This is a genomic window from Tsuneonella suprasediminis, assembly GCF_003605755.1.
Taxonomy (GTDB): Bacteria; Pseudomonadota; Alphaproteobacteria; order Sphingomonadales; family Sphingomonadaceae; genus Tsuneonella; species Tsuneonella suprasediminis.
The window spans coordinates 112,618-137,451 of the sequence record NZ_RAHJ01000014.1; the positions used below are offsets into that span (position 1 = coordinate 112,618).

Annotated in this window: 21 protein-coding genes and 1 tRNA gene; 16 read left to right on the forward strand and 6 right to left on the reverse strand. The window is 62.5% G+C overall.

The genetic code is table 11. The features are described from left to right. Nucleotides 1-43 precede the first annotated feature (43 nt). The 11 genes from D6858_RS04205 (at nt 44) to D6858_RS04250 (ending at nt 12,168) form a co-directional block, all read left to right on the forward strand. On the forward strand, nt 44-1,489 hold the full coding sequence (locus tag D6858_RS04205; RefSeq protein ID WP_240623689.1) for an efflux transporter outer membrane subunit: 1,446 nt from the start codon (nt 44-46) through the stop codon (nt 1,487-1,489). Next, complete coding sequence (locus tag D6858_RS04210; RefSeq protein ID WP_120107451.1) at nt 1,486-2,631, forward strand: HlyD/EmrA/EmrK family protein; 1,146 nt, start codon at nt 1,486-1,488, stop codon at nt 2,629-2,631. The genes D6858_RS04205 and D6858_RS04210 overlap by 4 nt, the downstream gene beginning before the upstream one ends. Beyond that, entirely contained in the window at nt 2,631-4,181 is a 1,551-nt protein-coding gene (locus D6858_RS04215; protein WP_120107453.1) for a DHA2 family efflux MFS transporter permease subunit, read from the forward strand. The genes D6858_RS04210 and D6858_RS04215 overlap by 1 nt, the downstream gene beginning before the upstream one ends. A gap of 462 nt (nt 4,182-4,643) precedes the next feature. After that, the gene (locus tag D6858_RS04220) at nt 4,644-5,267 is read left to right on the forward strand and encodes a sugar transferase (RefSeq protein ID WP_120107455.1); all 624 of its coding nucleotides are present in this window, start codon (nt 4,644-4,646) and stop codon (nt 5,265-5,267) included. A gap of 10 nt (nt 5,268-5,277) precedes the next feature. After that, complete coding sequence (locus D6858_RS04225; RefSeq protein ID WP_120107457.1) at nt 5,278-6,639, forward strand: O-antigen ligase family protein; 1,362 nt, start codon at nt 5,278-5,280, stop codon at nt 6,637-6,639. Next, the gene (locus D6858_RS04230) at nt 6,636-7,322 is read left to right on the forward strand and encodes a polysaccharide biosynthesis/export family protein (protein ID WP_120107459.1); all 687 of its coding nucleotides are present in this window, start codon (nt 6,636-6,638) and stop codon (nt 7,320-7,322) included. Before D6858_RS04225 ends, D6858_RS04230 begins: the two co-directional genes overlap by 4 nt. A gap of 22 nt (nt 7,323-7,344) precedes the next feature. After that, entirely contained in the window at nt 7,345-9,522 is a 2,178-nt protein-coding gene (locus D6858_RS04235) for a GumC family protein (protein WP_120107461.1), read from the forward strand. Continuing rightward, a complete protein-coding gene (locus D6858_RS04240; protein ID WP_120107464.1) occupies nt 9,515-10,711 on the forward strand; it encodes a hypothetical protein in 1,197 nt (398 codons plus the stop codon). Before D6858_RS04235 ends, D6858_RS04240 begins: the two co-directional genes overlap by 8 nt. Before the next feature lie 197 nt (nt 10,712-10,908). Beyond that, nucleotides 10,909-11,064: a hypothetical protein gene (locus D6858_RS15735; RefSeq protein WP_165859626.1), complete on the forward strand. Its 156-nt coding sequence runs from the start codon at nt 10,909-10,911 to the stop codon at nt 11,062-11,064. Between the two features lie 145 nt (nt 11,065-11,209). Beyond that, a complete protein-coding gene (locus D6858_RS04245) occupies nt 11,210-11,401 on the forward strand; it encodes a hypothetical protein (protein ID WP_165859627.1) in 192 nt (63 codons plus the stop codon). 23 nt (nt 11,402-11,424) lie between these two features. Beyond that, the gene (locus tag D6858_RS04250) at nt 11,425-12,168 is read left to right on the forward strand and encodes a GntR family transcriptional regulator (RefSeq protein ID WP_120107468.1); all 744 of its coding nucleotides are present in this window, start codon (nt 11,425-11,427) and stop codon (nt 12,166-12,168) included. On the opposite strand, the gene D6858_RS04255 is transcribed toward D6858_RS04250, so the two are convergent. Continuing rightward, nucleotides 12,116-13,249 carry a 2-methylaconitate cis-trans isomerase PrpF family protein gene (locus tag D6858_RS04255; RefSeq protein ID WP_120107470.1) on the reverse strand — a complete coding sequence of 378 codons (1,134 nt, stop codon included), beginning with the start codon at nt 13,247-13,249 and terminating at the stop codon, nt 12,116-12,118. The genes D6858_RS04250 and D6858_RS04255 overlap by 53 nt on opposite strands. Further along, nucleotides 13,249-14,601, reverse strand: a complete 1,353-nt coding sequence (locus tag D6858_RS04260) for an MFS transporter (protein WP_165859628.1) — start codon at nt 14,599-14,601, stop codon at nt 13,249-13,251. The genes D6858_RS04255 and D6858_RS04260 overlap by 1 nt, the downstream gene beginning before the upstream one ends. Before the next feature lie 196 nt (nt 14,602-14,797). On the opposite strand from D6858_RS04260, the gene D6858_RS04265 reads away from it, so the two are divergent. Genes D6858_RS04265 through leuD form a run of 5 tightly spaced genes read left to right on the forward strand, consistent with a single transcriptional unit; the run spans nt 14,798 to nt 20,957 of the window. Continuing rightward, nucleotides 14,798-17,197 (forward strand): TonB-dependent receptor, encoded by a 2,400-nt coding sequence (locus D6858_RS04265; protein WP_120107474.1) that lies wholly within the window; start codon nt 14,798-14,800, stop codon nt 17,195-17,197. Next, nucleotides 17,194-17,994: an alpha/beta fold hydrolase gene (locus D6858_RS04270; protein ID WP_120107476.1), complete on the forward strand. Its 801-nt coding sequence runs from the start codon at nt 17,194-17,196 to the stop codon at nt 17,992-17,994. The genes D6858_RS04265 and D6858_RS04270 overlap by 4 nt, the downstream gene beginning before the upstream one ends. Nucleotides 17,995-18,005: 11 nt before the next feature. After that, nucleotides 18,006-18,869, forward strand: a complete 864-nt coding sequence (locus D6858_RS04275) for an isocitrate lyase/PEP mutase family protein (RefSeq protein WP_120107478.1) — start codon at nt 18,006-18,008, stop codon at nt 18,867-18,869. Between the two features lies 1 nt (nt 18,870). Beyond that, on the forward strand, nt 18,871-20,274 hold the full coding sequence (gene leuC / locus D6858_RS04280; RefSeq protein ID WP_120107480.1) for a 3-isopropylmalate dehydratase large subunit: 1,404 nt from the start codon (nt 18,871-18,873) through the stop codon (nt 20,272-20,274). Then, entirely contained in the window at nt 20,271-20,957 is a 687-nt protein-coding gene (leuD, locus tag D6858_RS04285) for a 3-isopropylmalate dehydratase small subunit (protein WP_120107482.1), read from the forward strand. Before leuC ends, leuD begins: the two co-directional genes overlap by 4 nt. 569 nt (nt 20,958-21,526) lie before the next feature. Here leuD and D6858_RS04290 read toward each other — a convergent pair. The 4 genes from D6858_RS04290 to D6858_RS04305 all read right to left on the reverse strand — a co-directional run bounded on the left by D6858_RS04290 (nt 21,527) and on the right by D6858_RS04305 (nt 24,828). Further along, nucleotides 21,527-21,613, reverse strand: a tRNA-Leu gene (locus tag D6858_RS04290). Nucleotides 21,614-21,713: 100 nt separating this feature from the next. Continuing rightward, nucleotides 21,714-22,115 (reverse strand): acyl-CoA thioesterase, encoded by a 402-nt coding sequence (locus tag D6858_RS04295; protein ID WP_120107484.1) that lies wholly within the window; start codon nt 22,113-22,115, stop codon nt 21,714-21,716. Then, entirely contained in the window at nt 22,112-22,744 is a 633-nt protein-coding gene (locus tag D6858_RS04300) for an HAD family hydrolase (protein WP_120107486.1), read from the reverse strand. Before D6858_RS04300 ends, D6858_RS04295 begins: the two co-directional genes overlap by 4 nt. Nucleotides 22,745-22,746: 2 nt before the next feature. After that, a complete protein-coding gene (locus D6858_RS04305; RefSeq protein ID WP_120107489.1) occupies nt 22,747-24,828 on the reverse strand; it encodes a S9 family peptidase in 2,082 nt (693 codons plus the stop codon). Between the last annotated feature and the right edge of the window lie 6 nt (nt 24,829-24,834).

Consider the following 24,834-nt stretch of genomic DNA (forward strand, 5'->3'; position numbering starts at 1 on the left):
AAAGCTACTGGCCATGCCGTATTCTCCATCCCCCCGGTCCGCCATGAAACATGCGGCGTCGGCGCTGGCCATCGTTGCCCTGCTCGGCGCCTGCACCGCCCCCGATCTGGGCGATCGACCGCAAATGCGGGCTCCGGCCTCGCTCGCGTCGCAACAGTCGCTATCGATCGGTCCGGTTGCCGATCAATGGCCCAACGATCGGTGGTGGGCGGTTTACGGCGATACCCAGCTCGATGCTCTGGTGGCGGAAGCGCTGGCCAACTCTCCCACGGTGGCGCAGGCCGCCGCGCGCGTGCGGGCGGCACGCGGGCTGGTCGAACGCGCCGGTGCCGCCGGGATGCCGCAACTTAACGCATCGGGCGAAGCGGGCGCGAAGAAGCAGAGCTATAACAATGGCATTCCGGCGGACTTCGTGCCCAAGGGCTGGAAATCCTATGGCACGCTGTCGCTTGGGGCCAGTTTCGACCTCGACCTGTGGGGCAAGCACCGCGACGAACTGGCGGCAGCTACGTCCGAAGCGCTGGCCACCGAAGTCGACGCGCGCGAGGCGGCGCTGGCACTGGAAAGCAACGTAGTGGAAGCCTACACCCGGCTCAACGTCCTGTTCGAAGAAGAAGACCTGCTGGCCGCCACCGCCGACGCGCGGCAACGCAGCGTCGATCTCTACGCCAAACGCTATGCCAGCGGGCTGGACAGCCAGCTTCCGCAGCGGCAGGCCGAAACCCAGCTTGCCGGGGCGAAAGCCGCGCTGGAAGCCAACGCCGAACAGATCGCGCTGCAACGCCATGTGATCGCCGCATTGCTGGGTGCCGGGCCGGATCGCGGCCTCTCGATCACGCGATCCCCGCTCAAGGGTCCGTTTGCCCGCATCCCGGTCCCCGCCGATGCCGGAATCGCGCTGGCCGGACGGCGGGCCGACATCGTGGCCGCCCGTTTACGGGTCGAAGCGCAGGGGCAACGCATCGATGTCGCACGAAAAGCGTTCCTGCCCGACATAAACCTGTCTGGAGTGATCGGTTTGATGTCACTTGGAGTATCGAATCTGTTCGATTCGGGCAGTGACTATGGAAATGCCAGTGGTGCCATAAGCTTACCGCTGTTCGATGGTGGTGATAGACGTGGTAATCTGGTGCAGACCCGCGGGCAGTACGATGCTTTGGTCGCGCAGTATAATGCCACAGTAGTTCAGGCACTTAAGGAAGTGGCGGACGCTCTTTCGAGCCGCGCCAGCGTGGAACAGCAGGCTGCATCGGCAGAGCAGGCCGCGCGGTCCGCGGCGCAGGCCTATCGCCTGGCCGACGATCGCTATCGCGCCGGGCTCAGCACTTATCTCGATGTTTTATCAGCGCAAACAGCCATGCTGTCGGCGCAGAAACAGGCGCTGGAAACCCGCTCCCGCCTCGTTTTGACAGATATCCAGCTCGTTCGCGCCCTCGGCGGCGGCTATGCCGAAACCGACGCGGCCCAGACAGGAACCGACCGCCCATGACCGACCAGACCGAAGCCCCCGCAGCCAATGGCAGCGAAGCCGTAATCCCTGCCAGCAAGCGCAAGAAGCTCTTGATACGATTGGCAATTATTGTCGTTGCTTTGGCTGCGCTCTTTGTCGCCTACGACTGGCTGATCGGCTCGAAAATCGTCTCGACCGACAACGCCTATGTCCAGGGTTCCAACGCAATGGTGACCCCGCTTACCAGCGGCAAGATCGTCGCCGTCCCCGTCACCGAAACCCAGATGGTGAAGAAGGGGCAACTTCTCTTCCAAATCGATGATACCGATCAGAAAATTGCCGTAGCCAAGGCCGAAGCAGACCTTGCCGCCGCCCGCCGCCAGTATCGCGCGGTCGCCGCGCAAGGCAGCGCTCAGGCAGATCAGGCCGCAGCTCAGGCAGCCGGTGTGGCGCAGGCTCAGGCGCAGCTCTCCGCTGCTCAGGCCGATCTGGCGAAGGCGCAAACCGACTATAACCGTCGGAAATCGTTGCAAGGAACGGGCGCCATCTCGGCAGACGAACTGACCGCTACGACCACCGCACTGCAAGCAGCCCGTGCCCGCGTCGCTCAACTTTCCGCCGCCGTCACGCAGCAGCAGAGCCAGTTGCGGAGCGCCGCCAGCAACCGTCAGGCGACACTTGCCCCGATCAGCGGCACCACTATCGAAGGCAGCCCCGCTGTCCAGCAGGCAAAGGCCGCTCTGGATGCCGCGAAGCTGGACCTCGAACGAACCAAAGTGCGCGCGCCCGTCGATGGCGTCGTGTCGCAAGTGACAGCGCGCGTCGGCCAGATGATCCAGCGCGGGAGCACAGCGATGGTCGTGGTCCCGGTCGGCAGCCTCTATGTCGATGCCAACTTCAAGGAAACCCAACTGGGCAAAGTGCGCCCCGGACAGACGGTGGAGCTGACTTCCGACTTTTACGGCAGCGACGTTGTTTTTCATGGCAAAGTTGTTGGCTTCGCGGGCGGCACCGGCGCGGCATTCGCGCCCATTCCGGCTCAGAACGCCACCGGCAACTGGATCAAGGTGGTCCAGCGTTTGCCGGTCCGTATCGAACTCGACCCCAAGGAGCTGGCGGCTCACCCGCTCCGTGTCGGTCTGTCGATGGAAGCTGAGATCGACGTTTCGGGTAACGACTGATGGCCACGCAGCCTGCCGCCCCGCGATCGACCGAGCCACCGCCACTGGCGGGCGGTCGGCTCGTGCTCGCCGCCGTTATGCTGGCGCTGGCGAACTTCATTATCGTGCTGGATATGACCGTCGCCAACGTCTCGATCCCGCATATCGCAGGTGGGCTGGGCGTATCGGCCAGTCAGGGCACATGGGTCGTCACCACTTATTCGGTGGCGGAGGCGATCTGCGTTCCGCTGACCGGCTTTTTCGTCAAGCGGTTCGGTACGTTAAAGGCCATTCTCGGTTCACTGATCGGGTTTGGCGTGTTCTCCACCCTGTGCGGGATGGCGCCGTCGCTTAACTCGCTGATTTTGTTCCGTCTGGGGCAGGGGTTTGCAGGCGGCCCGCTGATGCCGCTCACGCAGACAATGTTGCTCACGGTATTCCCGCGCGACAAGCAGCCCGCCGCGATGGCGATCTGGGCGATCACCACTATCGTCGCACCGATTGTTGGGCCGATTCTAGGCGGATGGATCAGCGACACGACCACCTGGCGGTGGATCTTTTTCATCAATATTCCCGTGGTGTTCGTCTGTTTTGCCGGGATCGTCGCAATCCTGCGCCCCTATGACAGCGGGCGCGAGGAAAGCGTTTCAATCGACAAGATCGGGCTGGCGATGCTGGTCGTCTGGGTTGGCGCGCTGCAACTGTTTCTGGATAAAGGGCAGGAACTCGACTGGTTCGGCTCCTCCTTCATCGTGGGTTGCGCGATTGTCGCGGCGATCGGTTGTGTGGCGTTCGTGATCTGGGAACTGGGCGAACGCGAACCAATCGTGGACATTTCCGTGTTCCGCCACCGGGGTTTCACCGCCAGCGTGTTCACGATGGCATTCGGTTTCGGCACATTCTTCGCCACAGTGGTTATCATTCCCCAGTGGCTGCAGCAGTCGATGGGCTACACCGCGACACAGGCGGGCATCGTTACCGGCGTTAACGGGGTGTTCGCTGTGCTGACAGCACCGTTCATCCCCCGACTGATGAACAAGTTCGACCCCCGCATACTGGTGTTCTTCGGGCTAAGCTGGCTTGGCGCGATGAGCGTGCTGCGGATGTTCTGGACGAGCGATTCTACCTTCTGGGAAATCATGTTGCCCCAATTGATACAGGGCATGGGAATGACGGCATTCTTCGTCCCTATCACCGTGATCAGTCTGGGCGCTGTCGAACCGCGGGAAACGGCGTCTGCAGCGGGGATACTGTCTTTTGCCCGGTCCCTGGCCGCGGCGGTCGGGACTTCGATCTACACGACGCAATGGGCCAATCTGACCCGAATGGACCAGACCGCGCTGGTCGGCACCCTCAACGATCCCGACAGCGTGATCCGCAAGCTCGAAGGTATGGGACTGCCTCCGTCCTCCGCAATTGCGGCTTTCGGGCAGCAGGTGCAGCAACAGGCCATTGTTCTGGCGACAGAGCACATTTTCGCTCTCACATCGGTATTCTTCGTGATAGCCGCCGCAACGATCTGGCTGGCCCCTCGCCCGCCCAAGGATGTCGATACGAGCGCCGCTCACTAAGATTGAGCCGGAGCGGAATCCGACCCGCAAATCAGCATTGGGCAAAATCCCCCCGAACCTTGACCGGTTCGGGGGCATAGTCCTGCATGCATATCAGGCTGAAGGCCCGCCCACTCGCGCCAACGCTCTTTCGAAGACGCAACTGAACCCCATGCAAATCAGCATAAACAAGAACTTATAATAATGTAGTTGCCAAACGATCTACAAAATATAGTAATAATTTATAATAATAAACGCAATTTTTACTTATTAACGAAGACCAGCAAATTATCCATCTTGCACATCATTCATCGCACCCAATGACATCGTATATTTTTGGTTTTCATTCGGCATCATGCACACTCTCCCAGACCTGACCTGCGGATTGGGCATCGGCAGAAGGCAGCATCGGTCGGCAACCACAACGCCAAACAGCCCACCGTTAGCCCATCATCTGGCCGTTAACGCTTGATATTGCCCACGATGCCGCCCGGCACACTCAGCCGTAATCAGCGGCTACTCAAACGTGCATTCGATCTATGCGTTGCACTGACAGGGATCGTGCTGCTGGCGCCCGTCATGATGTTGACCGTTTTGGCGATCCGACTTGAAGATGGTCATCCGGCGCTGTTTGTCCAAACCCGCGTCGGGCGGGGCAACCGATTATTCCCTATGTACAAATTCCGCTCCATGCAGCCGGAACGGTGCGACGATCTCGGCAGACGATCGACGGCGCATAATGATGAGCGCCTGACCCGTGTGGGGCGGTTCATCCGCCTCACCAGCATCGACGAATTGCCTCAACTGTTCAACGTGTTGCGCGGGGAAATGAGCATCGTCGGGCCGCGCCCTCACGCTCTCGGCTCACGCGCAGGCACACGGCTGTTCTGGGAAATCGACCGCCAGTACTGGCATCGGCACGCGTTGAAGCCGGGAATGACCGGCCTTGCACAGGTGCGCGGATTGCGCGGCCCGACCGAACGCGAAGAAGACCTGACCCGCCGCCTCGCATCCGATCTCGAATACGCGCGCGGATGGAGCATGTGGGTCGATCTGTGGATCGTCATTCGCACGGTCCGCGTACTGATCCATCCGCGCGCCTTCTGATGCGGCACATATGACCGGGTCATCAGATGCTATCCAACCAACACTGCGGCAGATTGCTGTGCCCGCGATAGTGGTTTGCTTCCTTCTGCTTGGCGGGAAAGATGCGCGATTTCTGGGATGGCAATTGCCGCTGCTGCAACTGATGGCAGCGGTCGCTTTCGGCCTGATATTCCTGCCTCCCCGGCATGGTGTACTGGCGGGCGTTGGGGGCGCTGCCATCGCGCCGGCTTTGATCGTGCTGCAACTGCTTCCGCTGCCACCCGGCCTGCTCGCGCAATCCCAACCGGCGCTGATCAGCGAAATCCGCGATTATACCGGGCACAATGGCTGGTCGGCGTCGACCATCGATTTATACGCGACGTTCGGGTTTCTCGCTTTCACATTATTGGGCGCGACCCTCTACGTCATTTTCCGCAATGCCGCCCGGGCGGTTGTTATCCGTTGCCTGTACGCAACCGTAATCGTCGCTCTAGCGAGCCTGCCCATCGCGGCGATCCAAGTGTCGAGCGGTGGGGGCGCTTTCGATTTCTGGGACAGTCCGCATGTTCTGAACGGCGCGGGATTATTCGCCAACCGCAATCATCAGGCGCTGTTTCTTGGCCTTGCAGGCACAACTGTCTGGTGGCTGGCGGGGCTTAGGGGCGCGCGTTCCAGCTGGGCACCCGACAAGACCCGCAGCATCGCGTTGCTCTGCTCGCTCGCGCTCTTGCTGGGCGCTGTCGGGACAGCATCGCGCGCAGGCATAGTCTTGGCGCTAGGCTCCACAATTATCGCCATAGTGCTGTTTCAGGGGCTATCGCGCCGAATGGGGATTGCAGTCATATCGATCGCGCTGGGTGCCTTTGCATCTGGTCTGGCTACGCTTGCCATCTTCAACCCCACCATCGCCGGTGCCTTAAACCGGTTTGAGGCGATCGATGCCGACGCACGCTGGCAGTTGTGGGCTACAAGCTGGGTTGCAGCGAAAGAGTTTTTCCCACTCGGCTCCGGCTACGGCACGTTCATCCCGGTCTATGCGATGGTTGAGCCGATCAATCAGCTCACACCGGCATATGCCAACCATGCCCACAACGAATATCTCGAACTGTTTCTGGAAGGCAGCTTGCTTTTCGTTATCGGGTTCGTGCTTTTTCTGGCGGTATTCGCAAAGCGGCTGACTGCGATCTTCCGGCGGCAAGATAGCCCGCCCTCGCTGGCGCAGCTGGGCGGGCTCTGGACTATCGCATTCCTGCTGCACTCACTCGTCGACTACCCCGTAAGGACGCCGTCGCTGCTGGCGTTATTCGCGATGGGTCTGGCGATGACATTTGCCGAGCGCGGCGAGCAGGCGGCGCATGGCTCCCCACCCCATCCAAGGACAGAAAATCGATGAAGACGATGCTTCGCCTCGCTTTGCCCGGCATGGCTATACTGGCAGGTTGCGCGCCCACGCCGTCGCTCGATAGCACACCGGCGCGACTGGCCTCCCCCAGCGCGTTTCCCAGCGCTCAACACGCCATTTATCGCGTCGGACCGGCGGATATTTTGCAGATCAATGTGTTTGGCGAACCGGACTTGTCGTTCGAAGCGATATCGGTCGATGCGACCGGGGCCATTCCTTTCCCGCTGATCGGTAACGTGGTAGTTTCCGGCCTGACTGGAGAGGAAATTGCCAGCCATATCGCCGGCCGGCTTGGGCAACGATACATCGTCGATCCGCAAGTTACTGTGTTCATCGCCAGATCGGCTGCTCAGCGGCTGACAGTCGAAGGGGACGTAGTGAAGCCGGGAGTGTTCGATATGCAGGGCGACACTTCGCTGATTCAGGCGATGGCGATGGCTCAGGGGCCGACCCGCACGGCCAAACTGAACGAAATCATCGTGTTTCGGGAAGTGGGGGAGGAACTGTATGTGGCCCGCTTCGATCTGGCGAAAGTCCGCAAGGGCATCGAACCGAACATCCCGCTGGAGGGCGGAGACATCGTGGTGGTCGGATACTCTCAGGTCAAAGGCGCCCTGCGCGATGTCCTGCAGGCATCGCCTCTGCTGACCGCGCTGTTCGTCCGTGCGCTCTGATCACGCAGCCGAATCCGGGCTTATGTCTGCTGCAAACCACGCCACCGCCATCGCCCCCTCTCGTGCGGAGCACCCCCCCGGCCGTCCTGCATATCCGCTGGAACAACCCATCGCGTTCGATTCCGGCGCAATCTGGTCGGCCATTTATCGTGCCCGTTATTGGATCTGCGGGATAATTGCTGCGACTATTCTGTGCGGCGCCATCGCCCTGATGCTCGCCACGCCGATTTACGCCGCTTCCGCCTCTGTGCAGATCGATCAGGCGCCTGTTAAAATCGTCGGCACAGAGGAAGCGGACGCATCCGCTGCGATTCAGGATGCCGACCGTTTTCTACAAACCCAGATAGAGATCCTGAAAAGCCGTTCACTGGCGGAAATCGTCGCAAAAGATCTGCACCTGCTGACGAGCGACAATTTCCTGAACAGTATGGGCATCGCCCCAGACTATGATGGCTTGTCGGGCAACGAGCGGCGGCAGAAGCGGGAGGGGGCCGTTGTGGACGCACTGACCGCCCATCTTTCGACGAACCTGCCTCTCGACAGCCGGATCGTCACCGTCACTTTCGAAAGCCCGGATGCAGAATTGTCCGCGCGGATTGCAAACAGTTACGTGGACAATTTCGTCCTGAATAACCTGCAGCGCCGTCGCGATACATTGAACTACGCCCGTCGGTTCCTCGCCAGCCAGCTGGCGGAGGCGCGCAGCCGACTGGCACAGAGTGAAATGGACGCCACCCGCTATGCCGAAAAGGCACGCATCGTCGGAACTGCCAATGACGAGCAGCAAGTGGGGAGCGCCGCGCAAACCCTGACAGGTCAATCGCTCCAACAGCTCAACAGCGATCTCAACACAGCAGCTGCGCGTCGCATCGCTGCAGCCCGACAATGGGCGGCCATTGTCGATCTGCCGGCCCTCAGCATACCGCAAGTCAACCAGAACGAAGCCGTCCAGCGATTGTCCGAACAACTCAGCAGTAAACGGGCCGCTCTGGCGGCAGAGCGTGCGCGGCATCTGCCCGATCATCCCGGCGTGAGGCAACTGCAGTCCGAAATCAGTGCCCTGTCGGACCAGTTGGCTCTGCACGCCCGCAATATCCGGCAGGGGCTGCGTGCGCCATACGACAGCGCGCTCGGCACAGAGCGAGAACTCAGGGATCGCCTGACTTCGCTCAAGAAAGAACAATTGCGCGAACAACGCGCTGCGATTCAACTGGGCATTCTTGAACGGCAGAACCAGACAAACCGCACCCAATACGAAACCCTTCTGGCTCGATATACCGAACTGACAGCACAATCCGGGGTGCAAACCAATAACCTGTCACTGGTCGACCGCGCACGTGTGCCCGATCGCCCGGTGAAACCGAACGGCTCGCTCGTTCTCGCGCTTGCAGGCATGATCGGACTGGGGTCCGCCACGCTGTTTGTATTTTTCCGAGAACACATCTTTGGTCGCCTCCGCACCCCCGATGATGTCGAACGCCGCCTTCGCCTGTCGCTGTACGGGGTCACTCCCGATGTGAGCGACCAACCGGCCTGCGATGCCCTGCACGATCCGGGAAGCGAATTGTCGGAAGCATACGCGGCCATTCGCGCGTCGCTCAACATTTCATCGATCGGGGGCCTGCCGCACAGCCTGGCATTTACCAGCGCGACCGAAGGCGAGGGTAAATCTGTATCCTGCTTCGCGCTGGCCACCGCTTACGCCCGCCTCGGCAAGAAAGTTCTGGTCATCGATGCCGATCTTCGCAAACCGTGCCAGCACATCTTGTTCGGGATGGATAACGATGTCGGATTATCGGCTGTCCTTGCGCGCGCCGCAAACCTGGCCGACGTCGTCCGCCATGATGCCAGACGGCAGCTCGATGTGATGCCATCCGGCGCCTGTCCACCAAACCCGGCGGAACTGTTGGCGGGGGACAATCTCGCCCCTCTCATCGCACAGCTTTCAGAGCAATACGATGGAATCTTCATCGATTGCCCGCCCATTCTCGGCTTTGCCGATGCGATCGAACTGGCCAGCGTGTCGGAACAGACCGTGCTGGTGGTTCGGTCTGGCGCAAACAGAGTTCATTCCGCTCGTCAGGCATTCCGTCGCCTCAGCGATATACAGGGACGCATCGGCGGTGTGATACTCAGCCGGTTCGATGCCCGAAAATCGGGATACGGCGCGCAGTATGGCCAGAACCTCAGATATGGCTGAACGCAAACGTTCGGGCCGAGCCTGTTGCGCGATAATTGCGTCGGCAGTTTTGATAGCCAGCTTTGCCGCTTGCGATGTTGTTGCCCGATCGGGGCGCAATCTGCCCAGCGATTTCAGGACTTCTCTGTTGTCGCAGGATACCCGGCCCAATCTGGCCGACGCAGCTGCAACCGCAGCTCTCCGCCACCTCTCATCTGCTCCGTTAGCGAGTGAGCACCTGAATGCGATTTTGGTAGCGCGGGCCAGCGATTTATCCGGTGACGATCGAGGGTGGACGCTGCTCGGCCGGATGGGTTACCGCCATTCCGATGCACAGGTGAACCTGATGATCCGCGCGGCAGCGGCGGCCAATGTAGCGGAGGTGGCACGACATGCCAACGCACTGATGCGAAGGGATAAATTCGCATCTCAGGCAACAAGTCACCTGCTGGTTCTGGAGCAAAGCGCCGAGGGGAAGCGCGCTATCGTGGCAACAATAGCCGACAGTTCGCCGTGGGCCACGCGCTACCTTTCGGACCTGTCCCATGTGTCCGGCACGGATGCGTTGGAGCACAGGGTTGGCTTGTTGCAGCAACTGGATCATTCTGACCTGGTCCCTGCACCTGCCCTGGCCGCCACTATGCGGAAAGCTGTCGATTATCAGGCCCCTGCCGCACTCGATGCACTGTCTCGCATTGCTAAGCGGGATCGCGGAAAGCTCAGCCTCAACGCCCGGTCGCCGGCGGATTTTGTACCGGATTCCAGCGGGCTGCAATTGGCGATAGCGTGGCATTTTCCACAAACGCGCCACCTGCAATCCCGCCCCGCCCATTCTCCGTTCACTGGCGCGCAGGTGGAATGGGACGGAAGCTCATCCGCCACAATCGCCCAGCGCGCAATCCTTGTGCCGAGGGAGGAGCAGGGCCGTTCATTCGGGTTTGCACTGGAAGCAGCAGGCCTGACCGATCTGAACAAGCTGTCGCTATGGCAAATCTGCCCGGATGCGGTTGTGCCCGCAGAACGCCGAATTCGGGAAAACATCGCGATATTTCAGATGGCTAAACCAGCATGTGCAATTCCCCGGATCGCAATCCGCATTACGCCTGTAGTTGCACAGGGCAGCGAGAGCTTTGTTCTGCGGATCGTGCCTTACGGTGGCGATGGCTCTGCGCCCAACGCCCATCGCACCCGCAGTGGCGGGCCGCATTGACTGCAGAAAATTGCGAATGATCTGAAAGAGATGGTGCCCCATAGAGGACAAAGATGGGCACTCAGATCATTGGAGAATTTCTGCCGATTTGCCGTAGTCACTTCCGCTTTGCGCCCTAATACCGGTCGTTTGCCCTCCTTCAACAATTTCCCGAAAGCGGACATCGTATCGCTTCTCACCGTGCGGCAGCAATAGGGATGAAGCCGTCATGCGCGAACGCCACGGCGAACGGCAGCTATCGACAGGAGTGGTTGTTCAGCGGCTGCAAGCTGCACGTCGAGCCTGCGCCAGTTCCCGACGAGAGCGAAGCGCTCGGCACAATTATGATTCCGGCGGACACCCCGCTCAGCTGAAATCGTACCCCGGGAATTAGCGTGCCGCCAACAGTACACGGATGAGCTCTTAAACGTCGGCCTCATCAACGTCGATGCCATCATCGTCGCTTTGGAGGGTGAGCACATGCTGGTTTGCGGAAACGACGCACCTGCCCAATTCGACGTGATTGACGACGCTGCGGCATGTTGGGCGATCGAGCACGGCGGGCCAACCGGCCGCGATACTGGTACGCTCGGCGCCTCGGTCTGCTGTGCTATCCGCTTCGCACCGGGTCTGGGCTTGCGGATCGCGCGGAGCTTCACCGAAGAGATCGGCGGGTTTATTGCGGCAGTTAGCCCGGTATCGCCAAGGTGACGCTGCGCCGCTATTCAGTCCCAATGGATTCGGACGAACAATTCACGGTCGTGGATCACGCGATCGATACGCTGCGTGAAGCAATCCGATCGGGACAATTCGAGCCGGGCTCAAGGTTGGTAATCGCCGATATCGGCAAGAGGCTGTCGATCAGCAGCGGGGCCGTGCGAGAAGCGATCCGCCGTCTGACCGGTGAGGGACTGGTGGAGATCGTCCCGCACCGCGGTGCTTCGGTACGCAAGGTCACCGGGACCGATGTCGCCGAGATTTTTGAACTGCGCGAAGCGATCGAAGGCCTTGCGGCGCGGCTCGCGGCGCGACGGATGGACGCTGACGGCAGGGCGCGTTTGCGGGCCATTCTCGCCGATCTCGATCGGCATGATGTCGATGACGACGCCGAAAACTATTTGATCGCCAACCAGGCATTCCATCAGTTGATCTATTCCATCGCCGCGAATGATCGGGTCCGCACACTGGCGATGCAATTGATCCTGCCACTGTACCAGCTGAGGTTACCGCACCGGATGGCGGGGGACGCTCGCGAGGTCGCGCATCTTGAACACCACGCCATCGCCGCGACGCTGATGGTGGGGGACGAGGATGCCGCCGCCGCCGCGATGATGCGGCACATCCGCAGTTCGGGCGCGAACCTGCGCGCAGCCGTCGAACTGCTCGAAGCCCCCAGAAAGCGGCGGCGAGCGCCACGGAGCGCGCCTAGGCAGGAAGATACGCCGTCCCCGCCAAAAGACGACGCGCAGTCCGACTGAAGCCCACCGACGTGAAGGTGATTCCGCCTGTGCTATCGGATTTGGCGACAACGGTGACGGGCATGCTCCCTAGTGGATGACCGGCGCGCAACCGTTTGGGATCGGCGATCCGTGCAGCCTGCGCCACTGTCGATCCCGGGATGCGCGACGCCGCGGCCACGCTTACCGACGATGTGCCGGCCAGGCTTTCATGCATCCGCCCCATGAACAGCAGGCGCACGCACAGGTCGATGTCGTCCGCAGTGACGATAGCTCCATCAGACGTGGTGTATCGCTGCGGCGGCGACACGATGCCCAGCATAGGCAGCCCCAGGTCGACGTCCTGCCAGCGGGCGATCATGCCCCCCGCCACGGCCACCTTGCCGCGAATTTCGTGCACCGTCGCGAGCAGGGCAGGGTCGCCATCGATCTGCGCGGCCAGTTCTATGCCCTCCATCCCCAAGTCTTCGGCAGGAACCCAGACGCAGGGATTGCCCATGTCGCACAGCGTAAAGCGGATGCGGCGCCCATCCTCGAGCGTCAGCACGTTCTCAGCCGCGCCGGTGGGGAGCAGGCGCCCCGTCTTGGCACCGGTGGTAGCGGTATAGTCCAGGACGATCTCCGCCCCCGTACCGGGGACGCCGGGGATGGTGAAATCGCCGGTCACGCGCGCGCGTCCATCGGCAACTGGTACGATTGCGGTCAGGATCTTGTCGGTGTTGACGTTGTAAATCCGCACCTGCGTTGTCGGCCCGGTCCCCGGGACCAGCCCTTCGTCGATGGCGAACGGACCGACTCCGGACGAAATATTCCCGCAATTTCCGCTGTAGCTGATGGACGCGCTGTCGATATCGACCTGCGCGAACAGATAATCCACATCGGCGTCGTCGCGTGCAGAGGGGCTGATGATCGCGATCTTGGAGGTGATCGGGCGCGATCCGCCCAGCCCGTCGATCTGGATAAGATCGGGACTGCCCATCAGCCGGATCAGCATCGCGTCGCGCTCCGGGCCCGGTGGCGGCAGATCGCGGGCGTGGAGGAACGGCCCCTTGCTGGTCCCAGCGCGCATCAGCACGCACGGCAGGGTGATCTGATCGGCCATCAGGCGGGTTCCTCGTCGACAATGTGTTGACGTACCGCGGCACCAAACGGTTTCAACCCTGCTGCAAACGCGAGTGCTGCGGCGACCGTGGCGATCGCACAGGTCATCGCCAACCCATCCGATAAGGCGTGCGACGATGTGAACACGTGCGTCGACAGCAGCGCGATCGCGGGCGGACCCAGCCCGGATCCGATCAGCGAGGCGATCAGAAGATAGGTGCCGAGCATCCGGCCGCGAAACTGGTTGGGTGTGATCTGCTGGATCGCCGCCGCGCCTGTGCCGATCCCGGCGGCCGCGATCGCGGTCATCACCCCATAGCCGAGGATGAACGCCCCCGCGCTTTGAACCACGCCGATCAGTGCCGCTGCCGGAAGCCCGATCAGTGCGCCAGTCAAGCCGATGCGGAACAGGCCGTTGCGTGCGCCGCGCGCCCACATCCGGTCCGCCGTCCAGGTCGCGCACCAGATCGCGCCGATCCCCGCGATGGTGCCGACAAGGCCCAGCGCCAGCCCGGTGCTGGGCGCCGACCAGTGATATTGTCTGATCAGCACGCTCGGCGCCCAGGCGTTCAAGCTATACCCGATCAGGATCAGCGCGCTGTAGCCCAGAAAGTGGCAGGTCAGTGCGCCCGCGCGGCTTTTGACGAAGGGCAGGATCGTCTCTGCGGCGACATCTGCCACCGGCGACACTTCGTGGCGGGCGGGCTCGGGCAACAGTGCCAGCACCGCCGCGACCAGCACGCCCGGCGCGCCCACGAGGATCAGCACCATCTGCCACGGCAGACGTCCCGGAATGACAGCCTGCATCGCGCCCGACGAGACCAGACCGACCAGCAATCCGCCGAACACTAGTGCCAGCCCCGTTCCGACATAGATCGACATCGCAAACGCGCCCATCGCGCGCGTCCGCCGCTCGGGGGGAAAGCTGTCTGCGATGATCGAGTTGGCGGCGGGGACAAGAACCGCTTCACCGACGCCTACGCCGACTCGCGAGACGAGCAGCATGGGGAAACTTGCGGCGAATCCGCCCAAGACAGTCATCAGGCTCCACAGCGCGATCCCTCCCGCGGCCAGCCGCGTGCGGCGAAAGCGGTCGACCGCCCAGCCGAGCGGAATGCCCATCACGCCATAGAACAGAGCGAAGACCGGCCCAATCAGGATGCTGATCTGTACATCGTCGATGTCCAGGCTGGCCCGGATCGGATCGATCAGAAGCGACAGGATTTGGCGATCGATGAACGAGAAGATGTTGGCCACCGCCAGCACCGTGACCATTGCCACAGCGACGCCGCGGGACGGATAGATGGAAATTGCGCGTTTGGCCGTGGTTACCGGCTCAATCCTGGTCGTCATCGCCCCCTCCTTTTTGGCTCGCCGATCGACGACGGCGATGTTCAGCCAAGTAACCCCATTCTGCCGATCATACAAGCATCGGAGCTTTAAAATGCTATCTGAGCGCATTTTATGGGTAGATCATCTTATAATCCTTCACTAACAGGCGGTCGGAGAATGGTCCGGTAGCGACCACACCCAGGGAGAAGGAGACGACATGACAACCCGACACCGCACGATCCTGCTGGCTTCGGCCGCCGTAGCAACCGCCATGACACCGGGCATGGTCGCGGCGCAGACAACTCCGTCGTCCGACGTGCCTGCCACCTCCGCCGCCGGGATGGCTGAGCCGGGCGAGGTGAGCGCCGAACCGGACGTTGAAGCGGGCAGGGAGATCGTTGTTACCGCTCGGCGTGTGAACGAATCGCTGCAACGCACCCCGATCGCGATCACTGCGCTCGGCGCCGATCAACTGCGCGATCGGCAGGTGGCGAGTGTCGCCGATCTGTCGAGCGTCGTACCCAGCCTGCACGTCACTGGCGGATCGGCGGGTAGCGCCAGCAATGCGCAATTCTTCATCCGCGGCGTCGGCCAGAGCGACTTCCTGCCCACCGCCGATCCGGCGGTCGGTGTCTATATCGACGGCGTCTATATCGCGCGCACGACGGGCAATCTGTTCGACCTCGCCGATGTCGCGCAGATCGAAGTGCTGCGCGGACCCCAGGGCACCTTGTTCGGCAAGAACACCAGCGGCGGCGCGATCAGCGTAACGACCAAGCGCCCGACAAATGACTTTTCCGCGGTGGTCGAGGGCACGCTCGGCAATTACTGGCGGCGCGACATCAAGGGGGCGGTGTCCGGTGCGTTGATCCGCGACCAGCTCGGCGCATCGCTGACCGCTGTCAGTCGCAACGAAGATGGCTGGGGCTACAACCGCTATCTCGATCGCCACGTCGGCAATATCAACATGCAGTCGGTGCGCGGCTCGCTGAACTATTTCGGATCGAGCGCCTTCGATTACTACCTCACCGCGGACTATACCCGGCGGCGCGAACGCAGCCGTCCGTTCGCCATCGTCGGCATCTATCCTTCGGGGACGCGCGATCTCTACCAGAGGCGCGTCGTCGACAGCCAGTATCCGGGTCTTAGCTACACCTCGGCGCTGATGGCGGATGACCCGCACGAGGTTTACACGGGCGGGCCCGACGCCAACGATCTCGATGTCGGCGGCGTCAGCGGCATCGGCACGTGGAAGGTGTCGCCCGACTTCTCGATCAAGTCGATCACCGCATTCCGCGCGCAGCGCGCTCTGACCCAGGTCGACTATGACGGCTCCCCACTGCCGATTGCGGATTACGAGCGGGAAATCCACCAGAGCCAGGTCAGCCAGGAACTGCAGTTCAACCTGTCGGCGTTTGACGGGCGGCTGAATCTGGTCGGCGGCGGCTTCTTTCAGCACGAATGGGCGACAATCGACAATTACCAGCCGACGCTGAAGGGATTGTACGACGTGCTCGTTGTCTCGAATCCGGCGCAGAAACCGTTCGGCATTCGCGCGCACGTCCGTCAGACCAACGACAGCTACGCCGGCTATGCCAATGCCACCTTCGAGATCACCGACCGGCTCGGTGTCACCGCGGGCATCCGGTACAGCAGCGAAACCAAGGATTTCAGCCAGGTCGCCGATTATCTCGAGGCCAGCCGATCGATCTTCGTCACCGCCACGGGCGGTACGCTGCCGGCCGGGACCAAGCTGCAGACGCAGCGCACGTTCAACAGCACGACGCCCACTGCGGGCATTCAGTTTCAGGCGGCGCGCAACGCCTTCTTCTATTTCACCTATGCCAAGGGGTTCAAGAGCGGCGGCTTCGACGCCCGCCCGCTGGCCGGGCTGGTCGCACCAAGCGCGTTCGAGCCCGAAACCGTCACCAGCTATGAAGCGGGCGGCAAATTCGACCTGTTCGACCGCAAGCTGCGGCTGAACCTCGCTGCCTATTCGATGAGCTATAACGATCTTCAAGTCACGGCGGTACAGAGCCAGCCGAGCGGGGTTTCGGTAAACATTACACGCAACGCCGGCCGCGCTCGGATCCGCGGCGTTGAGCTCGAAACCGTTTTCGAACCGACCCCCGGGCTGCAGGTTCAGGGCAATGCCAGCTATACCGATGCGCGGTTGCGTGAGATCGCGAGCGGAGTGCCGTTCACGATCGACGACAAGCTCGTGAATACGCCAGAATGGATCGTCAACCTGGGGGTTCAGTACAAGGCGGAGATGAGTGACGGGTCCACGCTGACCCCGCGGATCGACTATGCCTATTCCTCGTCGGTCTACAACGAGTTGCCCAACACTTATGGGTTGAATGCTGCGGGCACCGCGCCAGTCGCGAACGGGCCGTTAGACCTGCCGACCAAACAGCCACCCTATTCGCTGGTCAATGCACGACTCGCCTGGTCCAGCGACGCAGCAGATACGTGGACGGTTGCGTTGTTCGCCACCAATCTGTTCGACAAGCGCTACAAGACCTATGGCTTTTCGTCGCTCGGCGTGGGCTATTCACTCGCCTATTACGGCGCGCCGCGCGAGTTCGGCCTGACCGTGACGCGCCGCTTTCAATGATGTCCGACGGCCCACGTCCGATCGTGATCGCGGTTCACGGCCTCGCCTGTGCGCGCGACGACTGGACGCCGCTGGCGGACAGGTTGGGCAATCGTGCAGGCGTAGTGCCGCTCGCGTTGCCCGGGCACGAAGGGCAGCCAGCGGACCCGGATTGCCAGACGATCCCTGCCTTGGCGGATTTCGTCAACACAAGGCGCGATCAGGTGCGACGGGGGCCGCAGGTGCTGGTCGGGCACAGTATGGGCGCGCGGATCGTGCTGGAGGCGGCGGCGCGTCGTCCCGACGGTCTTGCGGGCGTAGTGATGATCGACAACAGCCTGCAAGCGGCCGGCGATCCGGACGATGCTGTCGCGGCCCGCCGTAGTCTCACCGATTCCGAGCGCGCCCGCCGCAGCGATGCGCTGTTCGGCGGCATGTTCTGCGGCCGGCCCATGCCGGATCTGCAACGCCGCGTCATGGCCGACCTCGCCGCCATGAGCCCGGTCGCGCTCGCCGCGTTCGGTGAGGCGATTGTCCGCTGGGACGCAGCATCCGCAGCGGAGCGGCTACGCACGCTGCGGGTGCCGATGCTGGTCCTTCAGGCCACCACCGCCGAAGCCGGACCGGCGCGCCGACCGATCGGCCCGGACGAGGACACGCAGTGGACGCGACTGGTGCGGGCGCAGGCCGGTACCCGGGCGGCGATCGTCAACCTGCCCGGCCTCGGCCATTTCCCGCATGCCGAGGCGCCCGATCGCGTCGCACGCGAACTCTCGGCCTTCCTCCTTCGTGCCCTTCCCGAAACTGTAGCCCCTTGAAAGGTCCATTGATGTCTGCCGCCAAAACCCTCCGTGCCCTGCTTGCTCGGTCCGACATGCTGGTCGCGCCCGGCGGCTATGACGGCATGACCGCGCGCCTGATCGAACAGGCGGGATTCTCGGCGATATACATGACCGGTGCCGGCACCGCCGCCGCGCACGGCTTCCCCGATTACGGTCTGCTGACCGGCAGCGAGATGGCCGACAATGCCGCGTACATGGCAGCGGCGACCAGTCTGCCGATCATCGCCGACGCCGACACCGGCTATGGCAACGAACTCAACGTGACGCGCACCGTCCGCGATTTCGAGCGCGCGGGCGTCGCGGCCATCCATATCGAAGATCAGGTCGCGCCGAAGAAGTGCGGCCATCTCGACGACAAGCAGATCATTCCCTCCGACATGTTCGTCGGCAAGATTGCCGCAGCAGTCGCGGCGAAGCGCGACCCCGACTTCATGATTATCGGGCGGACCGACGCGCGTGCAGTGGCCGGCTTCGACGAAGCGGTCGCGCGCGCGAATGCCGCGCTTGAGGCGGGCGCGGACATGATCTTCCTCGAAGCAACGCAGACGATCGAGGAGATGGCGGCGGTCCCGGCGCGCGTGAACGGCCCGTGCCTGCTGAACGTCGTGCCGGGCGGCAAGACGCCGTCGGTCACCTACGACGAGGCGGAGGCGATGGGCTATCGCCTAGCCATCTGCCCCGGCGTGCTGTTGCGCGCCGTGGTCCCCGCGATCGATGAGGCGCTGGCGGCGCTGAAGCGCGACCGACTGCAGATGGCCAATCCCGATGGCGATGTGCCTGTGGCGGAAAGCTTCCGCCGCTTCGGAGCGGGCGAATGGGACGTGCTGCGTCGCACCTATGCGGAGGGATGAGATGACCGCGCCGCGCACGATGCTCGACAAGATCTGGGACGCGCATGTCGTGCGCGACCTGGGCGACGATTGGGTGCTGTTGCAGATCGACCGCCACGTGCTGCACGACCTGTCGGGGCCGCCTGCGCTCGACGGCGTGCGTCGACGCGGGCTGCGCGTGCGTAACCCCGACCTGGTCTTCGCCACCCCCGATCATATCGTGTCGAGCGCGCCGGGTCGCACCGGCCATAGCTTCGCCCCCGGTGGGGAGCTGTACGATAACCTGAAGGCCTGGGCGCGCGAGGCAGGGGTCCATTATTTCGATCTGGGTGAGGAGGGGCAAGGCATCGTCCATGTCATCGCGCCCGAACAGGGCATCGCGCTGCCCGGCGTCACGCTCATCTGCGGCGACAGCCATACCTGCACCAATGGCGGGCTCGGCGCGCTGGCGTTCGGCGTCGGAACGTCGCAGAGTTTGCATGCGCTCGCCACCGGAACGCTTCGCATGCAGCGACCCAAGCGGATGCGTATCCGCGTCGATGGCGACCTGCCCGTTGGCGTCACCCCGAAGGACGTGATTCTGCACCTGCTGTGCACGCTCGGTGCCTCGGCGGCGGTCGAACACAGCATCGAATTCGCCGGATCTGCGATTCGCGGTCTGTCGGTCGATGGCCGCCTGACGCTCTGCAACCTGTCGGTCGAAATGGGCGGACGGTCCGGCATGGTTGCGCCCGATGACACCGTCTTTGACTGGATCGCGGGACGGCGCTTCGCTCCTGCGGGTGCCGACTTCGACCGCGCGGTAAATGCCTGGCGAGCGCTCCACAGCGACGAGGAAGCCGTGTTCGACCGCGACATGGCTATCGCTGCGGAGGCGATCGCCCCGACCATCACTTGGGGTACCAGCCCCGATCACGCCATCGCGATCGACGGCGTGGTGCCCGATCCCGACACCGCCGCCGACGTCAATGTGCGCGACGCGATGCATGGCGCACTCGGCTACATGGGGCTAACCCCCGGCCAGCGGATCGTCGGAACACCGGTCGACTGGGTGTTCATTGGCTCGTGCACCAATTCGCGGATCAGCGACCTGCGCGACGCCGCCCGGATCGCTCGCGGGCACCGTGTGGCGCCCGGGGTGCAGGCATGGGTGGTTCCCGGATCGGTGGCGGTGAAGCGGCAGGCTGAAGACGAGGGTCTCGACCGCGTCTTCACCGACGCCGGCTTCCAATGGCGCGAGCCGGGATGCAGCATGTGCGTCGCCGCCAATGGCGAGCGTGTGCCGCCCGGTGCACGCTGCGTCTCGACCTCCAATCGCAACTTCGTCGGCCGTCAAGGCCCGCAGGCGCGCACCCACCTCGCCAGCCCCGCCACCGCCGCCGCCGCCGCGATTCGCGGTGCGATCACCGATGTGAGAAGCCTGTGAGCTTTGCCCCCGTCTCCACCATCACGGGCGTCGTCGCGCCGCTGCCGCTCGCCAACATAGACACCGACGTCATCATCCGTATCGAGCGACTGACGGTCGGGGATCCCGCCGAACTCGGTCGCTGGGCATTCGAATCCCTGCGCTACCTGCCCGACGGCTCCGAAAATCCGACGTTTCCCCTCAATCGGCCGGAGTGGCGGGACGCGCCGATCATGATTGCGGGTCGAAACTTCGGCTGCGGTTCGTCTCGCGAAGGTGCCGTGACAGCGATGCTCGCAATGGGGCTGCGCTGCGTTATCGCCGAGAGTTTCGGCGACATCTTCTACAACAATTGCTTCCAGAGCGGCTTGCTGCCGGTGCGCGTGACAGCGAGCGAAATCGACCAGATCATGGCGCTGGCCGAGCAGAGGGCGATAGCCCTGTCGGTCGACCTGCGATCGGGATCGGTTCGCCTGCCGGATGGGTCCACTATCCCGTTCGCGATCGACGGGCACCGTCGGGAGGCGATGCTCGCGGGCTTGGACGACGTAGCGCTCACCATGCGAGACATCGACGCAATCGCCGATTGGCAGCAAAGCGATAGCGTGGCCCGACCCTGGGTGTGGCAGATCGTCGATCAACACCAAGAGATGGCAGACGATGCCAAACACCCGTCGGGGGCCGATCGCGAACTCGATTCATAGGCACTCGGTCGCACCTTAAGACTGGACCGCCTTGCTCGCGATTGCTGCTCGAGGAGATGACTCGCGCGCGCATGGGATCACCAGCCCGAGCGATTGCAGATCGGTTCCGCGTCCGCAATGTGCGGAAGGCGGCTTTGCGCGTCCGCGACTCCGAAAGCGGCCCGGCAGCTACCGGCGCACTAGCCGTCGGTCTGGATCCCGAACCCCGGCCCCAAGCGTGCATTCTTCGCCATGAAACCCAGCGATCCTGAGTTCGCGCAGCGGCTGAGTGACAATCGCGAAGCGGTTGCGGCGATCACATCCCGCATCGATGTGCTGGAAAGCCAGCTTGCGCGGGGGGGTCTAGAAAGATCACTCCTGCCGTGTTGGAAAAGTTCTCGCAGCAACTTTCAGCGAAGCTACACGATGAAGACAGCACCCTGCGAAGCGCCTACCTGCGGATGCTGGTATCCGAGGTAAGAGTGTCGAAGGATCGCGTCACGATCACAGGCTCGAAGTCGGTGCTGGAGCGGGGACTGGCGAAGGGGCCCCCCCGCTTGGAGGGAAGTGTTCCCATCTTTGATCGGAAATGGTGCGGTCGAGAAGACTCGAACTTCCACGGGCTTTCGCCCACAACGACCTCAACGTTGCGCGTCTACCAATTCCGCCACGACCGCACATCATGAGAAATGGTGCCGTGAGAACGGCACCGGGTAGGCGGGCGCCTCTAGCAACAGGTATGCCGCCGCGCAAGCAGCCAAATTCATGGCTGTGCTTCTAGGCGATAAAAGGCGCTGCCACTTCAGGTGGAATACGCACGAGGCGGCCGGTTTCGCGGTCGAGCATGGCCCAGGTGCTGCGGGCGGCAACGATCCGTTTACCGGCAGAGTTGCGGAATTCGACACAGCGATCGAACTGCGCGCCATGCGGCGTGCCGGGAATAAACGTCTCTGCCGAAACGGTTTCTCCCTCCGCCACATTGCCGCGATAGTCGATTTCGTGCCGGGTGACGACCCAGATGTAGCGCGCGACATGTTCGGGAGAAGCGACAACATTCCAATGCTCTACCGCGATATCCTGCACCCAGGTAAGCCACACCGCGTTGTTAACATGGCCGAGTTCGTCGATATGTTCCGGCCGAGCAATGAAGTTTTTGGAATAGCGGGCTTTCCTCGTCATTTCAGCTCCACCCCCAGCGAGCGCAGGTCGATTTCGGCTTGCGCCGCGTCGGTAAATACAAACGCATGCATTCCCATTTTTGTCGCCCCCTTCACGTTGATATCTACATCGTCGAAGAACACTGTCTCTTCCGGCAAGATCGCATTGGTATCAATCACATGACGATAGATTCGCGGGTCCGGTTTGAGGCACCCGACATCGGCGGAAACGGTCACTCCTTCGAATTTTGACCACCACGCATGGGTTTTGGACAGATAACGGACAACTTCGGCCACGTTGTCGGTCAAAGCGAACAAACGATAGCCGGAATCGGCCAGTCGCTCCATCAGCGGCGGGGTATCGGGCAGCAGGTGCAGACTGGCATAGACTTCGGCAAACATCCGCTCCGCCTCTGCCGGATCGAGCAAGCCGGCATCGACATAGGCCTGCTGCGCTTCGGCCTCGGTCATCTCCCCACGATTGAGCGCGCGCCAGAGATCGGATTCGACGAACAGCGCATGGCGGCGGGCGCGGGCTTCTTCGCCCGACAGGCCGAACGCCGCCGACACGATCGCCAGCGAATCCCAGCGGATCAGCACGTTGCCAATATCGAACACGACATTGCGGATCGTCGGCATCGTCCGCGACATCGTCACTGGCCCAGTTGCCACAGGATGAAGGCGAATTCTTCCGCCGTTTCATGCAGCGATTCGAACCGGCCCGACTTACCGCCGTGCCCCGCCCCCATATTGGTTTTGAAGATCAGCACGTTGTCGTTTGTCTTCAGTTCGCGCAGGCGAGCGACCCATTTGGCGGGTTCCCAATATGTCACCCGCGGATCGTTGAGCCCCGCGGTCACCATCATCGGCGGATAATCCTGCGCACGGACATTGTCGTAAGGGCTGTATCCCGCGATCAGTTCGAACGCGGCGCGATCTTCGATCGGGTTGCCCCATTCGGGCCACTCGCCCGGCGTCAGCGGCAGCGACGCGTCGAGCATCGTGTTCAGCACATCGACGAACGGGACGTGCGCCACCACCGCGCCCCACAGATCGGGATCGGAATTGACCACCGCGCCCATCAGTTCACCGCCCGCAGAGCCGCCGGAAATACTGATCCGCCCCGCTTGGGTATAGCCGCGCTCGACCAAACCTTTGGCAACATCCACGAAATCGGTGAAGGTATTGGTCCGCCGTTCGAGCTTGCCTGCCTTGTACCATGCGCGGCCCAGATCGTCGCCACCGCGAATATGGGCGATGGCATAGGCGAACCCGCGATCGACCAGGCTGAACCGGGTGGTCGAAAACCCCGGCTCAATCGCGATGCCATACGCGCCATAGCCATACAGATGCAGCGGCCCCGGCCCGCCGTTCGCATCCGCGCGATCCTTGCGATAGAGGATCGACACCGGGATCGGCGTGCCATCGCGCGCGGCAATTTCCAGCCGTTCGGTGGTGTAGAGGTCCGCGTCATAGCCGGAGGGGATTTCCTGAACCTTGCGGACCTCCAGCCGCCGTTCAGCCACGTGATAGTCATAGACCGTCGAAGGGCTGACCATCGACTGATAACCGATCCGCAGCACATCCATCGCCCATTCGGGATTGTCGCCCAGCCCGGCGGAATAGCTCGCTTCGGGAAAGGCAACCGGCTCGATCCGGTCGGGATCGTCGTAATACCGCACCGCAATCGTATCGAGCCCGCCCTCGCGCCCTTCGACGACATAGAAATCGCGGAACAGGTCGAACCCCGTCAGATAGAACGCATCGGACCCTTCGATCAGCGTGGTCCATTCGCCGGGACTGGACAGCGGCGCTGTCGCCAGACGGAAATTCTCGTGCGTGTCGTTGGTCAGGATGAACAGCGTATCGTCCCGCAGATCGACATCGTATTCCACGCCCTTGCGCCGTGGTGCGACCAAAATGGGTTCGGCCAGCGGATCGGCAGCAGGGATCAGGCGGACTTCGCCCGTTTCGTGATCGCTGGTCGCCACGATCAGCCATTGTTCGTTGGCCGACAGGCCCGCACCCACGCGAAAACCCTCGTCATCTTCGTGATACAGTTCGACATCGGCGGTCAGCGGCTGACCCAGCCAGTGCAGGCGGGCATTGTCGGTCCGCCATTGTTCGTTCGCCAGCGAATAGACGATGCCGGTATCGCCCGCGACCCAGATCAGCGAAGACAATGTGCCGGGGATTTCATCGGCCAGCAACTCGCCCGTGACCAGATCCTTGATCCGCGCCGTGAAACGTTCCGATCCGTTGTCGTCCACCGAATAGGCCAGCTTGCGGCCATCGCTCGACACCGAAAGCGCGCCCAGACGGAAATATTCCTTCCCCTCTGCCAGTGCGACTTCGTCCAGAATCAGCTCATCCGCACTACCATCGTCCTTCGCGCCGACCGGGCGCCGCCACCATTTCTTGTATTCGGCACCGTCTTCGTATTCGACCCAGTAGAGCCAGTCGCCATCCTTTTGCGGAACCGACGAGTCGGCTTCCTTGATACGGGCGCGCATTTCTTTGAACAGCGCATCGATCCGGCTCTGCTGCCCGGCCATCTGTGCGGCGAACCAGGCATTCTCCGCCTCCAGATGGGCGAGGATTTCCTTGTCCTTTACCTCGGGATAGCCCGGATCGCGCAGCCATGCGTAATCATCGGACAGCGTGATCCCATGATGCGTGGCGGTGAAGGGCTGCTTGCGCGCGACAGGCGGCGCGTTGACGGTGGCATGATCCATGATGCG

What these genes read in the sequence shown, in the direction of transcription:
- D6858_RS04270 (WP_120107476.1), top strand. Translation starts at nt 17,194, where the DNA reads ATGATGTCCGACGGCCCACGTCCGATCGTGATCGCGGTTCACGGCCTC.
- D6858_RS04305 (WP_120107489.1), bottom strand. Translation starts at nt 24,828, where the DNA reads ATGGATCATGCCACCGTCAACGCGCCGCCTGTCGCGCGCAAGCAGCCC.
- D6858_RS04220 (WP_120107455.1), top strand. Translation starts at nt 4,644, where the DNA reads ATGCCGCCCGGCACACTCAGCCGTAATCAGCGGCTACTCAAACGTGCA.
- D6858_RS04235 (WP_120107461.1), top strand. Translation starts at nt 7,345, where the DNA reads ATGTCTGCTGCAAACCACGCCACCGCCATCGCCCCCTCTCGTGCGGAG.
- D6858_RS04275 (WP_120107478.1), top strand. Translation starts at nt 18,006, where the DNA reads ATGTCTGCCGCCAAAACCCTCCGTGCCCTGCTTGCTCGGTCCGACATG.
- D6858_RS04230 (WP_120107459.1), top strand. Translation starts at nt 6,636, where the DNA reads ATGAAGACGATGCTTCGCCTCGCTTTGCCCGGCATGGCTATACTGGCA.
- D6858_RS04255 (WP_120107470.1), bottom strand. Translation starts at nt 13,249, where the DNA reads ATGGCCGATCAGATCACCCTGCCGTGCGTGCTGATGCGCGCTGGGACC.
- D6858_RS04265 (WP_120107474.1), top strand. Translation starts at nt 14,798, where the DNA reads ATGACAACCCGACACCGCACGATCCTGCTGGCTTCGGCCGCCGTAGCA.
- D6858_RS04205 (WP_240623689.1), top strand. Translation starts at nt 44, where the DNA reads ATGAAACATGCGGCGTCGGCGCTGGCCATCGTTGCCCTGCTCGGCGCC.
- D6858_RS04295 (WP_120107484.1), bottom strand. Translation starts at nt 22,115, where the DNA reads ATGACGAGGAAAGCCCGCTATTCCAAAAACTTCATTGCTCGGCCGGAA.
- D6858_RS04215 (WP_120107453.1), top strand. Translation starts at nt 2,631, where the DNA reads ATGGCCACGCAGCCTGCCGCCCCGCGATCGACCGAGCCACCGCCACTG.
- D6858_RS04260 (WP_165859628.1), bottom strand. Translation starts at nt 14,601, where the DNA reads ATGACGACCAGGATTGAGCCGGTAACCACGGCCAAACGCGCAATTTCC.
- leuC (WP_120107480.1), top strand. Translation starts at nt 18,871, where the DNA reads ATGACCGCGCCGCGCACGATGCTCGACAAGATCTGGGACGCGCATGTC.
- D6858_RS04240 (WP_120107464.1), top strand. Translation starts at nt 9,515, where the DNA reads ATGGCTGAACGCAAACGTTCGGGCCGAGCCTGTTGCGCGATAATTGCG.
- D6858_RS15735 (WP_165859626.1), top strand. Translation starts at nt 10,909, where the DNA reads ATGAAGCCGTCATGCGCGAACGCCACGGCGAACGGCAGCTATCGACAG.
- D6858_RS04225 (WP_120107457.1), top strand. Translation starts at nt 5,278, where the DNA reads ATGACCGGGTCATCAGATGCTATCCAACCAACACTGCGGCAGATTGCT.
- D6858_RS04300 (WP_120107486.1), bottom strand. Translation starts at nt 22,744, where the DNA reads ATGTCGCGGACGATGCCGACGATCCGCAATGTCGTGTTCGATATTGGC.
- D6858_RS04210 (WP_120107451.1), top strand. Translation starts at nt 1,486, where the DNA reads ATGACCGACCAGACCGAAGCCCCCGCAGCCAATGGCAGCGAAGCCGTA.
- D6858_RS04250 (WP_120107468.1), top strand. Translation starts at nt 11,425, where the DNA reads ATGGATTCGGACGAACAATTCACGGTCGTGGATCACGCGATCGATACG.